We start from the raw sequence: 13,615 nt of genomic DNA, 5'->3' as shown, positions 1-13,615 counted from the left end.
ATGTCCGGCAGGGCGGGTAAGGGGCAGGCTTCGGGGATGCATGCCAACCCCCTCGCAAGGTGATCCACGTCAATACCCTCGTGCCGCCCCCGACGCCGCCCGGCTGTCCATGGCGCCATTGTACCGCGCGCCGCCGCCTTCCTCGATTTCGGGGAGATTCTTGCCGCCGACCAGGATGCCGGCGGCCTGACCCCAGATCGGCCAGCTGGCATCGATCTGGACGTCATGGCCCATCTCGGTCAGCAGCTTCAACGTGTCCGACGACAGGGCGAAGGGCTCCATATAGACCTTATCGGGCAGCCATTGATGATGGATGCGGGGCGCGTCGATGGCTTCCTGGATGCTCATGCCGTGGTCAATGACGTTGATGATCGCCTCCAGCGTGACGGTGATGATGCGGGCGCCGCCGGGGCTGCCGATGACCATGAACGGCTTGCCGTCCTTCGATATGATCGTCGGGCTCATCGAGGAAAGCGGCGTCTTCTTCGGCGCGATCGCGTTGGCCTCGCCCTGGACGAGGCCGTATAGGTTGGGCGAGCCTGGTTTGGAAGTGAAATCGTCCATCTCATTGTTGAGCAGGATGCCGGTTCCGGGCGCCACGACTCCGGCGCCGAAGGAACCGTTCAGCGTATAGGTGACTGCCACAGCATTGCCGTCGTCGTCGATGATCGAATAATGCGTCGTCTCGGTGCTTTCGCCCATGCCCGTTGGCATCAGGTCCTTCGAAATTCCGGCCTTGAACGGATTGATCTTGGCGCGGATTTCCTTGGCATAGGCCTTGTCGGTGAGCTTTTCGACCGGGTTTTCGACGAAATCCGGATCGCCGAGCGCCGAGTTCCGGTCGACATAGGCGTGGCGCATGGCCTCGATCATGGCATGGACTGCTTCCGCCGAGCCATGGCCGAGATAGGGCAGCGGATAGCCTTCCAGCACGTTAAGGATTTCGCAGATGATGACGCCGCCCGAGCTTGGCGGCGGCGAGGAGGCGATCTCGTAGCCGCGATAATTGCAGGTCACGGGTTTAAGTTCGCGCACGGTATATTGCTCGAAATCGGCCTTGGCGAGAATGCCGCCGGTCGTCGCGCTCGCCTTGACGATATCCTCGGCGATGGCGCCCCTATAGAAGGCGTCCGGGCCTTTTTCCGAAATGCTGGTTAAGCTCGCCGCCAGCTTCGGCTGAACCAGCGTTTCGCCGATGGAAAACGTCTTGCCGTCCGGCTTTAGGAAGATCGCGGCGGCGGCCTTGTCCTTGGAAAGTTTTTTCGCGCCGTTGCCGAGCGAGACGACGTCGCCCTGATCGAGGACGAAACCGTCCTTGGCAAGGCGGATAGCGGGCGCCAGCAGCTCCTCGCGCGAAAGCGTGCCGTATTTTTCACGTGCCGTCTCGAAGCCCATGACGGAGCCGGGAACGCCGACCGCCAGATAGCCGTTGGTGCTGGCACCCTTGACGATCTCGCCCTTGTCGTCGAGATACATGGTCTTGGTCGAGGCGAGTGGCGCGCGTTCGCGGAAATCGAGGAAGGAGGTCCTTCCGTCCTTCAGCCGGATGGTCATGAACCCGCCGCCGCCGATATTGCCGGCGGTCGGATAGACGACGGCCAGGGCATAGCCGACGGCAACGGCCGCATCGACGGCGTTTCCACCCTTCTTGAGGATATCAACGCCGACATCGGAGGCGAGATGTTGGGCGGTGACGACCATGCCGTGCTCGGCCTTGATTGGCTCGGGCGAAGCGGCGAAGGCTGGTTGCAGGGGCTGAAGTGCAATGATGAGGGCGGCAAAGATGCTGCGAGGGGTGACGGGTATCATGGTGTTCTCCCGGTTCCACTGTTCGAAGGAGCCATCTTTGCCGAGATTGGTCGGCAATGCCATCCTCCGAGGACGGAAAACTGCTGCAGGACCGGAAGAGCGGTAACGCGTCTTCATGCTCGCCTCGAGGAGAAGAGGGCGATGACTGTCCCCGCAACGACCCGCAGCCTCGCCCGGAAAAATCCGCCGTGGTATTCTCTGATGCTGACTTGGCCGGGGCGCTGGAAAGTGCCGGAGCTATATAAGTCTATATGACGCCCTCCGGCGCCCCGTTCAGTGTCTTTTGCTGCGCTTCTCGGGGTTCTTCTGCGCTTTCCTATTTCAAGGGAAAGCCTCCAGTGCCCCGGCCCGGCCGTTTATCCGCCCGGCCTTGCAATGCGGCGGGGTTTAGCCCTGGACCCTTTGACGGCAAAACCGTCCGGCGGCGTAAACCGCCCGTGGTTTGGCTACCCGGCACGCCCGGCTCATTTGCGAACCGGAGGTGTTCACACGGCCCCAGGGATTTCGCGCGCGTTCAGCCAAACCATCCGGGCACCGGCCCCACCACCGCGCCAACGCAAACCGGTATATCCGTAATCGGACGGGAAGAAGTATGGCACGGGTTTGAGGGCGGTGATTTGCGGGGAGTGAAATTTGTTGGTTGAGCAGGAGGAGGCCAGAGATCAGTGCGAGGCCGCCGCATCGAGACTGACTCAATATCAAAAATACCCCGCCTTCTCCCGCCTTTCCCCACTCTTTGTATGTAAGTAAGATCGGATTCAATCTTTGTTGGTAATTTTCCGTTAGGAATTGAAGGCAGTGGGGCGGGTGCCGCCTTTTTATCGTTTTGCGTACGGGTTCCTATGCGTTTTTCGGCTGTTCCAGCGATCATTCTTGCCGGCCTCCTTGTGGCGGGCTGCACATCGAGTTCCGGGCCGGAAAGCCTGGTGGCCGGGCTGCCGTCGAAGGAGACGACCAGTTCCGTCGGGCAGGCGCCGGTGCCCACGGCCGATGTCGGCGATGTGATTGCGCAAGCTGAAAATCATCCCGAGCAACTGGCATGGGCAGGGCAGATCCCGCAGTCGCAGGCTTTCGAATCCGTGACGACCGAAGGCATGGCTGTTCCGGCTGAACGGCCGGTAGCAATGATCATGCCGGAAAACCCGACGAGCGGCGCTTCGCGCATCCGGCGCGCGCAAATCTATGGCCGGCAATTCCGCGATGCGCATCCGATCAACTTCGGCAAGGCCTCGCCGCGCAAGCTTGCGGTGCATGGCGTCGACGTGTCGCGCTGGCAGGGCGAGATGGACTGGGCAAGACTGCGCACGCAAGGGGCGAACTTCGCCTATATCAAGGCGACCGACGGCGGCGACCATCTCGATCCGATGTTCAAGACCAACTGGAAGCGGGCAAAGGATGCCGGGCTGAAGCGCGGCGCCTATCATTTCTTTTACTGGTGCCGGACAGCCGGCGAACAGGCCGACTGGTTCATCCGCAACGTGCCGCGCGATCCCGATGCGCTGCCGCCGGTAATCGACGTCGAATATAACGGCGAATCGAGCTGCAAGTACCGTCTGTCGCGGGCCAAGGCGATCGAGAAGATGCAGGTCTTCATGGACAAGCTGGAGCGCCACTACGGCAAGCGCCCGGTGATCTACACCGCACCAGATTTCTACCGCGACAATCTGACAGGCGAATTCAAGGACTATCCGTTCTGGCTGCGCTCGGTGGCAGCACACCCGTCGGAGGTCTATCCGGGCCGCAAGTGGCTGTTCTGGCAATATTCGGGCTCGGGGCTTTCGCATGGTGTCGAAGGCCGGATCGATCTCAACGTGTTCCGCGGCAGCGAAGCCGACTGGCATGATTGGGTAGCGCGGAACTGATGGCCATTGCGGTGCCTGTCTTGTTTCTGGTCGATGCGATCAAACCGCAGCCGAGCCGCGAAGATGCGTGGTCGTAACGGGGGCTGAGGCCGCGGCAAAGCGGACCTTCGCCGGCGTGCCCGGCGGCGGCATGCGGGTTCCGAGTGCAAAGAGGACCGCAGCGGCGGCTGCCAAACCGGCGTAAAGAAGAAACATTCCAGCACCGCCGAATGCCCCGAGCATCAGGCCGCCGAGTGTCGGTCCAACAAAGTTGCCGATCGTCGAGAACGAATGGGCTCCGAAATAGCTGCCTCTGTTGCGATCATTGGCGATGCCATCGACGAGCATATATTCCGATGGCACGACAAGGATTTCGCCGATTGTGAACACCACCATGGAGATCGCGAGGCCGAGAAAACCGGCCGAGGCGAGAAAACCGATTTCACTGACGAGGAATAGCACGCAACCGGCCACCAGCGCGGCGAGACCTCCGACGCGCTCGATGAAGCGCCGGGCGAAGGGATTGCCGATCAGAACGACGGCGCCATGAATCGATACGAGATAAGCGAAGATTTCGACGCCGCCATCCATGCTGCCGGTCAGATAGGGGGCAAGTGTCGCCGACCATTGGCCGTATACCGCGATCAACAGCGTCCCACCGCCGACGAAAAAGGCCAGCCGGGGATCGCGCGCGGCTGCCCGGATGCTTTGAAGCAGCGATAGTGTCTCGGCCGGGTGTTTGGTGGATGTTTCCGCTACCGGGATCGTCCGTGCGTAGAACAATGCGGCAAAAATGACGTAGACCACTGCCGCGGCCAGGAAAAGCCCGGACGATGCTGCGCCGGCGGCGACCCCGATTAGCGGGCCTATCGCCCAGCCGGCATTGATCGCCGTATAACGCCATGTGAAATATTTGAGCCGCAACGGTTCCGTGCAGACGTCGCTCATCAGGGCGCGCGTGATCGGCTCATAGATCGCCACGGCGATGGCGGACACGATCTGCGCCAGGCAGAAAGCGGTCACCGTCTGCGCCATGCCCATGCCCGCAAGGGAAAGGGCCATCGCCAGCAGCGTAATGATCAGTACCGATTTGCGGCCGACCTTATCGGACAAAGACCCGGCGAACGGAGCCGCGAGAGCACCGAGAAGCGGGCCGACACCCAGCAGCGCGCCGATCATCGCTGGGCTCAAGCCAAACGATTGCTGCAGCTTGATGGCCAGGAACGCCAGCGACATGGAGCGGGCGATCGACACGAGGCCGGTGCTGACAATCAGGAACAGCACATAGTTCAACCGCCGCTTTTCGTGTTCCATTCGTTCCTCCCGAGAGGCAATCGCGAATCTGCGGATGTCGGCTGCCATTATGTTCCCGAGTAACGCGGGGGTTCCGGTTTTGCAACGGGCTGTGAAGGGCAGGACATCGCGTGTTTTTCGCGGTGCGTTGAGGCCGAACTGCTCGTCCCGGGAGACAACCCGCGCCGGGCAGCCTCAGGCATGCGCCAGTTGCGGCACTGCCTTGGGGAACGGCCGGAAGGTCATGGCGATCAGGAAGGCGCCGATGCCGATGCCCCAGGCACCAATATAGAGCCAGCTATAGGTGGCGAACGTATCGTAGATCAGACCACCGGCGACGGGGCCTGTGGCCATGCCGAGACTGCCGGCCATGGCGGTTCCGCCAATGACGGTGCCCATCATCCGCTGCGGGAAGTTTTCGCGCGCCAGCACCGCATAGAGCGGCATGACCCCGGCATAGATGAAGCCGAACAGGGCTGCCACGGCATAGAACGACGTAAGCTCGCGGACGAAGACATAGGCCAGCGCTCCGAACGCCTGGATCAGCAGGCCGATGACCAGGATACGCTTGGCGCCGTAGCGGTCTCCAAGCAGGCCGAAGGCGACGCGGCCGCCCAACCCGGCCAGTCCCTCGACGCTGTAGATCGATACCGCTGCAATCATCGGGATGCCGCAGCTGATGGCGTAGCTGACGGTGTGGAAGATCGGGCCGGAATGGGTGGCGCAGCAGAAGAAATTGGTGAGCATCAGAACGATGAACTGGGGTGAGCGCAGGGCCTGGTTCATCGTCATGTCCGATTGCGGACCTTGATCGCCCGCCGCGCCGACGCTTTCGTGCTCCACAACGGGTGGGCTGCGAACCAGGAACGATGCGGGAATCATGATAGCAGCGGCAATGGCTGCGATGATCAGCATCGAGGTTCGCCAGTCATAGACGGAGACGAGCCAGGCGGCGAGCGGCGACATGGTCATCGGCGCCATGCCCATCCCGGCCGAGACGAGCGAGACGGCCAGGCTGCGATGGGTATCGAACCAGCCGGTGACGCAGGCCATCATCGGCGCGAAGATGGCGGCAGTGGCTGCGCCGACGACGAGACCGAAGACCAGCTGGAACTCGACCAGCGACGTTGCCCGGCTGGCAAAGGCAAGGCTTGCCGTCAGGATGACCGAACCTGTCAGCACGATGACGCGCGGACCCCAGCGGTCCGACAAAGTGCCCCAGATCATGCTGGCCAGTGCCATGGCCAGGAAGCCGATGGTCATGGCGCTCGATATGCCGGTGACCGACCATCCGGTATCGCGCGAGATGGGCAGGAGGAATACCGGCAGGGAAAACACCGCGCCGATGGCGAGGCAGCCGAGCAGACCGCCGGCAGCGACGATGACCCAGCGATAGGAAGAAGCGTTCATTGCATGTCTCCGTTTCAATGATCTCATGCTTCTGCGGCAACGGCCGAGTTGGCGGCCGGTTGCGCCTGGGGCCGGCGCGTACATCGCCGGGTGGCTTCACCATGCACGGCGGAAGTTTACGACGATGTCCGGACGCCGCAAGAGCGGCGTCGCGGTGCGGCACGTCGGGAGGATAGATCGCCTAGCCGGCCAGTGCCCGTTCTGTTCCGGTCATCGGGTCTCCGAGATTGGGGTCGCCCTTGCCGGTCTCGATCAAGGCGCGCAGGCTTCCACTGATGTAGGTGCTCCAGCCGTCGGAGCAGGCATCGTAACATTCGTATTCGGGAACCAGACCCTCATGGGTGAAGCGGACTTCCGTGCCTCCGCCGGTTCGGGATATAGTGAAAACGATGGTCGTACCCGTCCATTCGGTCTCGTCTTCGGTGAAGCTGAAATAGTTGTCGAGGACGTGCCAGACGATCCTCTTTCCGGGGATGAGTTCGCTCACCTGGATCTTGCAGCGGTGGATATCCTGGAAATGATAATCGAACGTACCGCCGGCGGTATCGGTGGGACCGTCGATTGCTTTCGACCACCACCCGCGCACATTGTTGATGGCACAAAAAGCGGCTTCCGGCGTCTGGTCCACGGTAAAGCATGTGGTGAAACTGGTCATGGCTATCTCCGTTTTCTTTGGGGTAAGGCGGTGACATTGCCTCCGGCGTATCCCGGAGGGACTGAACCGCGCGGATTGAATCAAGCCGGAATCAACCGGTCATATTCGGACTTTAGGCGGGCCCATCCCTCCCAGAATGGCTGCGGCGGCTGTCCGTTGATGCGGGCGGCCAGCGTGTCGAGATGCATGTGCCAGCCGGCGCCAAACATCAGGGCCGCGGCGCGATCCGGCATGCGGCGATGGGTTATGGTCAGCAGGACATCGCTGCCCTTCGGCTCCAGATTGAAGGACACGGAGCCGCTGCCGCCCCAGGAAATGGTGAGGCGTCTTGGCGGGTCGAGCTCGACGATCCGGCTCTGCATCCGCTGCACTTCGGCAAACTCCTCCGGCCGTTTGCTGGGCGGATTGGAAAGGGTGTCGTTGCGCCAGACCAGCTCGAAGGACGCGTCGATCTTCATCGGCATGTCGCCCGCCGCCAGCCATTGGCTACGCAGGTCACTTTCGGCAAGATAGGACCAGACCCGCTCGATCGGGCCGGGCAGCAGGCGCTCAAGCTTCATTGTGTCGGGCTCGATCAGGACGCCATAGGGATTGACATGGGCAAGCGTGTTCATCGGTCTTCTCCTTCTGCTGCGGTTCAGCCGCCGGTGTTGCGATCAGGGTCTTTGGTCATGCTTTTGTGTGCATCTTCCTCGCGCAGGAGCCGTTCGAGGGCGTCCAGGCGGTCGTTCCAGAAGCGTTCGTAGAAGCCCAACCACTCATATGCGGTGGCAAGCGGCTCGGGCTCAAGCCGGCACAGATGGGTGCGTCCTCGCACCTCTCGGCGGATCATGCCGGCGCCTTCCAGGACTCTGATATGTTTGGATGCCGCCGCCAGCGACATCGAAAACGGCTCCGCCAGCTGGCTCACCGTGCGCTCGCGGCGCGTCAGTTCCCGCAGCATCTGACGGCGTGTGCCGTCGCTGAGGGCGTGAAAGACTGAATTCATCTGCAGTGTTTTTTGTTCAACCATGTGGTTGAATGTAGTCGCATCCAGAAAATAGTCAACTGATTGGTTGAATGAATCTGTTGCAGCGTGCTGCGGACCGCTTCGAGACATTTTCGCATGCGAAGGCGCAGCTTTCCGCGTTCTGTGCTAACGACGGCTATGGCTGGGACTTCACTATGATGGCAGCCGGACTGACACAGTCTTTTTATCGAGGGCATTGTGCGGAAAATCGCACAGCCCGTGCGCATTGTCCCCACTTATCGCGCGGACTAATGCGGCCTATTTCTCCTGTGATCAAACGGAGGTACATCATGTCCAATCTTAAAAAATCCGGCACATTCAAGCTCGGCGGCCGCACGGTGAAGCGTCTCGGTTACGGTGCCATGCAGCTTGCCGGCAAGGGCGTCTTCGGCCCGCCGAAGGATCGCACCGAGGCAGTCGCGGTACTGCGCGAAGCGGTCGAAAGCGGCGTTGACCATATCGACACGAGTGACTTCTACGGTCCGCACGTCACCAATCAGATCATCAAGGAAGCGCTGCACCCTTATAGCGATGATCTCGTCATCGTTACCAAGGTCGGCGCGACGAGAGGTGCCGACGCATCCTGGAATCCGGCGTTCTCCAAGGAGGCCCTGACGCAGGCGATCCACGACAATCTCAGGAATCTCGGTCTCGACGTGATCGAGGTGGTCAACCTGCGTTCGATGCTCGGCATTCATGGCCCGGCGGAAGGTTCGCTCGAGGAACCGCTGAGCGTTCTTGCTGATCTCCAGCGCCAAGGGCTGATCAAGCATGTCGGCTTGTCCAATGTTACCGCGAAGCAAATCGCCGACGGGCGAAAGATCACGGAGATTGTCTGCGTTCAAAACCAGTACAATCTCGCCCATCGCGAGGATGAAGCTCTGATCGATCAGCTGGCGGCGGAAGGCACAGCCTACGTGCCCTTCTTTCCGCTCGGAGGGTTCTCGCCGCTGCAGTCATCGACATTGTCGGATGTTGCAGCACGGCTTGGCGCAACGCCGATGCAGGTGGCTCTCGCGTGGTTGTTGCAGCGCGCGCCAAACATCCTCTTGATCCCCGGCACCTCGTCCCGCGGCCATCTCAGGGAAAATTTGGCCGTCGCCGGTTTGGCCTTGCCGGCCGATGCCATTCAGGAACTGGACGGCATCGCGCCGGGTAAGGCTGCCTGAACTTTTTTGAAAAACAGGGCGGCGCGGCAGTCAATCGCCGCGCCTCGCCTTCGTGATTGCGGCGACATCGATCTTCTTCATATGCATCATGGCCTCGAACGCGCGTTTAGCCTCCGCACCGCCTACTGCCATCGCTTCCATGAGAACACGCGGGGTGATCTGCCAGGAGATGCCCCATTTGTCCTTGCACCAGCCGCATTCGCTTTCCTGGCCGCCGTTGCCGACGATTGCGTTCCAGTAGCGGTCGGTTTCTTCCTGATCTTCCGTCGAAATCTGAAATGAGAAGGCTTCGCTGTGCTTGAAGGTGGGGCCGCCGTTCAGGCCGATGCAGGGAATACCGGCGACTGTGAATTCGACAACCAGCACGTCTCCCTGCTTGCCATCGGGAAAGTCGCCTGGTGCATGCATGACTGCGCCGACGCTGCTTTCGGGGAACGTTTCGGCGTAGAAGCGGGCAGCGTCTTCGGCGTCCTTGTCGTACCAAACGCAAATCGTATTCTTTGCCATTGTCTGTCCCTTCGCGTTGAGAGATCCAATTTAGCGTTATGCTGGTTTAATCAGGCGCGTTTCGTCATCAGCTTAACCTTTGCAGAGGTAGAATGCATCCGCGCGATCGATGTTCCTGCATCGGCCCAGATAGACAACTCCGACCTCAGTCCAATCTTCCCCCCATCGCCTGCGTCACCCCGTCGGCTGCAGCCTTCACCACCGGTCCGAGTGCTGCGAGTGTTTCGTCCGGCAAACGCACAGCCGGGCCTGAGACGGAAATTCCGGCGATCGCTTCGCCGTATTCATTGAAGATAGGAGCGGCGAGGCAGCGCATGCCGAGCGTGTGTTCCTCGTCATCGATCGACCAGCTGCGTGCCCGGATGGTTTCGATATCGGTCAGCAGTTTTGGCAACGTGTCGCGGGTTTTTTCTGTGAAACGTCTGAGCGGGCGGGGCGAGAGCAGGCGTTCGATGGTGGCGTTGTCCCAGGTCGATAGGATGGCCTTGCCGATGCCGGAGGCGTGGATGGGGCCGCGGCGGCCGGGACGGAAGAAGGCGCGCATCGGGGCGTGGCTTTCGACCTGCGAGATGAAGACGACATCACCGCCGTCCTCGATGCCGATATTGGCGGTTTCGCCCGAATGTTCCATCAGGTGTTTGAGGAAAGGGCGGCTGATCGTGCCGAGCTTGCGAAAGCGCAGGAAGGCATTGCCGATCTCGAAGGCTTTCAGACCGATGGTCCAGGCTCCGGTTTCGGCATCGTGGGTAACCATGCCGTGACCTGCAAGCGAGGTGAGCAGCCGATGGACGGTGGACGGCGCCATGCCGGACCGATCGGACAGGTCGGTGAGGGCCGCACCATCGGCGCTGGCGACGAGATCGAGCAGCTTCAGGCTGCGGTCGAGCACCTGAACCGAGGAGGGGACGGCGTGCTCGCCCGCCTTGCGGCCGCGCTTGGCGCGCAAGGGATCCTGTTGGGTCGTCTTTTCGGCCATGCCGGCTCCGTATTGTCTGATCCACCATGACATATTGCATCATTCGGCAAAGTGAAACGGACGTTCGGTGAGTTGAACGGTGGGGAGCGTTTTCGATGGCTCCAGTATTCACGCATGAGGCGAGCATTCAGAGGAAATTAAAACTTCCCGTAAACCTGCCAAACGGCCGGTTGTGCAACCGAGCTTTACCTTGATCGATCGATTTGTTCCCGGGTGAATCCGATTTTCGCAACACTTTCTAATCTATCGTATCCAATCCGTTGTGCAGAAGGGCAGTTGCATTCTCTTCGAGTATATCAGCCAGCGAGCACCTCGCCGCCGCTGCGAGCCTTGCCGGAGATGACGTCGCGAAGTGACCCACGAAGATGTTCAGGTATCCGCACGACCGTGTCGGCCCAGAAGCCCTTTGTGAGTTGCATGGATCCACGAACAACGTGACCAAAAACCATTATTGGAGCGATCGTTAGTGCAAATTGTCCGTCGAGCACCCGTGCGAAGGCCACGACTTTGTCTCCTCTTCGGCCCAACGCTTCGATGGGCAAATAGCTACCAAGGTTAAACAGGTCTGGATTGAGCTTTCAAATATGCAGCACCTTGCGGATAAGATGGGCCTTCCTCCGATGAAAGCCGGTCACTTGATCGGTCTGATTCACATTTTCTTCGTTCGCATTCAGAGCAGCGAAGTCGATGCGGCGGCAGTTGTCTGGGTCGACCAGGCTGAAGTCTGGCCCTTCCCTCCCTTGATAAATGTCCGGTCTGCCTGGAGCTGTCAGTTTAATGAGCGTCTGCGATAGACTGGTCATGAAACCGGCATCCCGGAAGGGCACCACGGTCTCGCTGAAGTCTTCGAAAAAGGCACTGTTAGGGCAAGGAAGTCTTTCGGCAAATATCATTAAATGTGCCGCGGTCCCGAAGTCACGCGCACGCCTGCCTGATTCTGATTAGAGCCGGCCACGCACGAATTGGAGCGTCGCTAGGGCGACCCGACGGCCGAGATGGCAAGCAGTCGCAAGGTCGGCTTCGGGCGGCGCAATATCGGCGCCTTCGTCGATATTTGATTGTGCCGCCGCCCCAAGCCAGAAGCCGTGTCTGTTAAGATCCTGCTCGCTGCCGCGCCGGGAATTGTTTGCTGGCGGCAGATCAAGATTGATCCAGTGCATACCGTGCTGCGCGGCAAAGAGCGCGATCTGCATTAGCGTCGCCAGCTTGTCGCCAGAGTGCGTCCCGGAATTGGTAAAACCGGCGGCGATCTTGTCTTTCCATCGGTAGCCTTGCGCCATCACCGCATTTGAGCTCGCCTCTTGAAAACTCTTAAAAGCCGCCGAGGGGCCGGCTACGTAGGTCGGGGTGCCGAAAATGATCGCCTCCGCCCCGGCAAGATCGCTCCAGCATGTCGGCGCCTCGTCGACAGTCAATAGCTGGCTTGTCGCGCCCGCCACCTCATCTATGCCGGCTTTTACGGCTTGCGCCTGCCGCGCCGTATGGCCGTAGCCGCTGTGATAGACGATGGCGATCAATGGTTGGGACATGGATAAAGTCTCCTTTGTGGGAATGGCATGACGATCCATTCGCTGACGGCGAAAGGTCTATGTGAGATGAGGAAATGCGATATTAGCTCTTCGCTTAAGCGGCAGCGTATTGCCTGAGATGGGCGAGCTTGTCGGGATTGCGCGTCACGTAGACGGCGATGATCTTGCCGTCTTCGATTTCGAGCGCCGTGGTCTGCAGATTAGGACCTTCTTCCATGGTCAGAAAGCCCGGTAGGCCATTGATCAGGGAATAGTGCAGAAGCCGCGATGCCTTGGCGGCAAAGATTGGCTGCAATGCTGCGAAGAGCTTCATCACCTTGTCGAGGCCGACGACAGGTCGCCGCGGCGCAACCGCCTTTCCGCCGCCATCCGTATAAACGGCCGCATCGGTTGCGAGCAGCGCGCGCAACGCCTCCATCTCTCCACTGCGCGAGGCGGCAAAGAAGGCTGAGGCGATCTGCATTCCGCGCTCCCGCGGCATGGCATAACGCTGCCGCGCACCGCGCAGATTGGCGCGCGCCCGACTAGCAAGCTGGCGGCAGGCGGCGGGTTTTCGTCCGATGGTTTCGGCGACATCCTCGAAGTCGATGTCGAAGACATCATGCAGCAGGAAAGCGGCGCGCTCGAGCGGCGACAGGCGCTCCAGCGCGAGCATTAGAGGCAGCGTTATGTCTTCCACCTCGTCGTCCGTCGTCATGACCATAGGCTCCGGCAGCCACGGGCCGATATAGGTCTCGCGGCGGCTCCGTGCCGATTTCAGATGGTCGAGGCAAAGCCGCGTCACGATGCGGTGTAGGAAGGCCGCAGGTTCCTGCACCGCCTGTCGATCCGCATCGAGCCACCGCAGAAAGCTCTCCTGGACGATATCCTCTGCCTCGGTAACCGAGCCGAGCATACGATACGCGACCCGCATCAGCCTCGGCCGCAACGGATCGAAAATGCGGGCAGCATCAACGCCGCTCATTATCGTCATCGCACCGCCTCCGCCGCATGTTGCTTTCGTTCCGACATGGCCGTCTCCTTCGTCTATCAATTCTTAAAGACTAGACGAGGTAGGATCGCGATATGTGACACGCTGCTTCGATTTTTGCCTGGCGTCGACTTCGGCCCGCAAAATGCTATCCTACTTCCTTGATGGCAACAATGGCCTGCTTGGACCGCCAGATCGGTGCGCATCATCAAACATACCAAGCTTTGACCGGTTGGCGCGCTGGACACCGCCACCTACCCACGCGAGCCGTTGAAGTTAGGAAAGAATGTTGGCTGATCGAGCGCGACGAGACATTTACTGACTTGCAGTCTCCCTGCTTGGACGATCTCATCGGCTTCTAGTCTGGGCTTCTGCCAGACCGATCCGGATATTGCCCGAGAGTTCGCACGGGTCACCTTTACTTCGGACAATCGCGAAGAACTGTCG

The 13,615-nt window shown here is 60.5% G+C and carries 14 protein-coding genes; 2 read left to right on the top strand and 12 right to left on the bottom strand.

What is annotated here, in order from left to right; all coding sequences use genetic code 11:
• Nucleotides 1–69: 69 nt before the first annotated feature.
• Entirely contained in the window at nt 70–1,809 is a 1,740-nt protein-coding gene (ggt, locus tag ACP7E0_RS21385; protein WP_426127672.1) for a gamma-glutamyltransferase, read from the bottom strand.
• Nucleotides 1,810–2,651: 842 nt separating this feature from the next.
• On the opposite strand from ggt, the gene ACP7E0_RS21380 reads away from it, so the two are divergent.
• The gene (locus tag ACP7E0_RS21380) at nt 2,652–3,671 is read left to right on the top strand and encodes a glycoside hydrolase family 25 protein (RefSeq protein ID WP_426127592.1); all 1,020 of its coding nucleotides are present in this window, start codon (nt 2,652–2,654) and stop codon (nt 3,669–3,671) included.
• 39 nt (nt 3,672–3,710) lie between these two features.
• Here ACP7E0_RS21380 and ACP7E0_RS21375 read toward each other — a convergent pair whose 3' ends face one another.
• From ACP7E0_RS21375 to ACP7E0_RS21355, 5 genes are all read right to left on the bottom strand, one after another.
• Nucleotides 3,711–4,964 carry an MFS transporter gene (locus ACP7E0_RS21375; RefSeq protein WP_426127590.1) on the bottom strand — a complete coding sequence of 418 codons (1,254 nt, stop codon included), beginning with the start codon at nt 4,962–4,964 and terminating at the stop codon, nt 3,711–3,713.
• Between the two features lie 174 nt (nt 4,965–5,138).
• Entirely contained in the window at nt 5,139–6,353 is a 1,215-nt protein-coding gene (locus ACP7E0_RS21370) for an MFS transporter (RefSeq protein WP_426127588.1), read from the bottom strand.
• A 181-nt stretch (nt 6,354–6,534) separates the two neighbouring features.
• On the bottom strand, nt 6,535–7,008 hold the full coding sequence (locus ACP7E0_RS21365; protein ID WP_426127586.1) for an SRPBCC family protein: 474 nt from the start codon (nt 7,006–7,008) through the stop codon (nt 6,535–6,537).
• An 80-nt stretch (nt 7,009–7,088) separates the two neighbouring features.
• Entirely contained in the window at nt 7,089–7,622 is a 534-nt protein-coding gene (locus ACP7E0_RS21360; RefSeq protein WP_426127584.1) for an SRPBCC family protein, read from the bottom strand.
• Nucleotides 7,623–7,645: 23 nt separating this feature from the next.
• Nucleotides 7,646–8,020, bottom strand: a complete 375-nt coding sequence (locus tag ACP7E0_RS21355) for an ArsR/SmtB family transcription factor (RefSeq protein WP_426127582.1) — start codon at nt 8,018–8,020, stop codon at nt 7,646–7,648.
• Between the two features lie 287 nt (nt 8,021–8,307).
• On the opposite strand from ACP7E0_RS21355, the gene ACP7E0_RS21350 reads away from it, so the two are divergent.
• On the top strand, nt 8,308–9,186 hold the full coding sequence (locus ACP7E0_RS21350) for an aldo/keto reductase family oxidoreductase (RefSeq protein ID WP_426127580.1): 879 nt from the start codon (nt 8,308–8,310) through the stop codon (nt 9,184–9,186).
• Nucleotides 9,187–9,216: 30 nt separating this feature from the next.
• On the opposite strand, the gene ACP7E0_RS21345 is transcribed toward ACP7E0_RS21350, so the two are convergent.
• The 6 genes from ACP7E0_RS21345 to ACP7E0_RS21320 form a co-directional block, all read right to left on the bottom strand.
• Nucleotides 9,217–9,693, bottom strand: a complete 477-nt coding sequence (locus ACP7E0_RS21345) for a VOC family protein (protein ID WP_426127578.1) — start codon at nt 9,691–9,693, stop codon at nt 9,217–9,219.
• A 145-nt stretch (nt 9,694–9,838) separates the two neighbouring features.
• Nucleotides 9,839–10,669: an IclR family transcriptional regulator gene (locus ACP7E0_RS21340; RefSeq protein ID WP_426127576.1), complete on the bottom strand. Its 831-nt coding sequence runs from the start codon at nt 10,667–10,669 to the stop codon at nt 9,839–9,841.
• A gap of 296 nt (nt 10,670–10,965) precedes the next feature.
• Nucleotides 10,966–11,088 carry a hypothetical protein gene (locus tag ACP7E0_RS21335; RefSeq protein WP_426127574.1) on the bottom strand — a complete coding sequence of 41 codons (123 nt, stop codon included), beginning with the start codon at nt 11,086–11,088 and terminating at the stop codon, nt 10,966–10,968.
• Between the two features lie 159 nt (nt 11,089–11,247).
• Nucleotides 11,248–11,472, bottom strand: coding sequence for a hypothetical protein (locus tag ACP7E0_RS21330; RefSeq protein WP_426127572.1), 225 nt, complete (start codon nt 11,470–11,472; stop codon nt 11,248–11,250).
• A gap of 138 nt (nt 11,473–11,610) precedes the next feature.
• A complete protein-coding gene (locus ACP7E0_RS21325) occupies nt 11,611–12,198 on the bottom strand; it encodes a flavodoxin family protein (RefSeq protein ID WP_426127671.1) in 588 nt (195 codons plus the stop codon).
• Nucleotides 12,199–12,292: 94 nt separating this feature from the next.
• Nucleotides 12,293–13,171 carry a sigma-70 family RNA polymerase sigma factor gene (locus ACP7E0_RS21320; RefSeq protein ID WP_426127570.1) on the bottom strand — a complete coding sequence of 293 codons (879 nt, stop codon included), beginning with the start codon at nt 13,169–13,171 and terminating at the stop codon, nt 12,293–12,295.
• Nucleotides 13,172–13,615: the final 444 nt, after the last annotated feature.

The organism is Pararhizobium sp. PWRC1-1, from assembly GCF_049897905.1.
Taxonomy (GTDB): Bacteria; Pseudomonadota; Alphaproteobacteria; order Rhizobiales; family Rhizobiaceae; genus Pararhizobium.
The sequence above is the reverse complement of the archived record's forward strand: the minus strand, read 5'-3'. Positions and strand labels throughout refer to the sequence as shown.

Coding starts and splice junctions, on each gene's coding strand:
- ACP7E0_RS21335 (WP_426127574.1), bottom strand. CDS start 11,088: ATGCAACTCACAAAGGGCTTCTGGGCCGACACGGTCGTGCGGATACCT.
- ACP7E0_RS21350 (WP_426127580.1), top strand. CDS start 8,308: ATGTCCAATCTTAAAAAATCCGGCACATTCAAGCTCGGCGGCCGCACG.
- ACP7E0_RS21370 (WP_426127588.1), bottom strand. CDS start 6,353: ATGAACGCTTCTTCCTATCGCTGGGTCATCGTCGCTGCCGGCGGTCTG.
- ACP7E0_RS21325 (WP_426127671.1), bottom strand. CDS start 12,198: ATGTCCCAACCATTGATCGCCATCGTCTATCACAGCGGCTACGGCCAT.
- ACP7E0_RS21345 (WP_426127578.1), bottom strand. CDS start 9,693: ATGGCAAAGAATACGATTTGCGTTTGGTACGACAAGGACGCCGAAGAC.
- ACP7E0_RS21380 (WP_426127592.1), top strand. CDS start 2,652: ATGCGTTTTTCGGCTGTTCCAGCGATCATTCTTGCCGGCCTCCTTGTG.
- ACP7E0_RS21320 (WP_426127570.1), bottom strand. CDS start 13,171: ATGACGATAATGAGCGGCGTTGATGCTGCCCGCATTTTCGATCCGTTG.
- ACP7E0_RS21365 (WP_426127586.1), bottom strand. CDS start 7,008: ATGACCAGTTTCACCACATGCTTTACCGTGGACCAGACGCCGGAAGCC.
- ACP7E0_RS21330 (WP_426127572.1), bottom strand. CDS start 11,472: ATGACCAGTCTATCGCAGACGCTCATTAAACTGACAGCTCCAGGCAGA.
- ggt (WP_426127672.1), bottom strand. CDS start 1,809: ATGATACCCGTCACCCCTCGCAGCATCTTTGCCGCCCTCATCATTGCA.
- ACP7E0_RS21360 (WP_426127584.1), bottom strand. CDS start 7,622: ATGAACACGCTTGCCCATGTCAATCCCTATGGCGTCCTGATCGAGCCC.
- ACP7E0_RS21355 (WP_426127582.1), bottom strand. CDS start 8,020: ATGGTTGAACAAAAAACACTGCAGATGAATTCAGTCTTTCACGCCCTC.
- ACP7E0_RS21375 (WP_426127590.1), bottom strand. CDS start 4,964: ATGGAACACGAAAAGCGGCGGTTGAACTATGTGCTGTTCCTGATTGTC.
- ACP7E0_RS21340 (WP_426127576.1), bottom strand. CDS start 10,669: ATGGCCGAAAAGACGACCCAACAGGATCCCTTGCGCGCCAAGCGCGGC.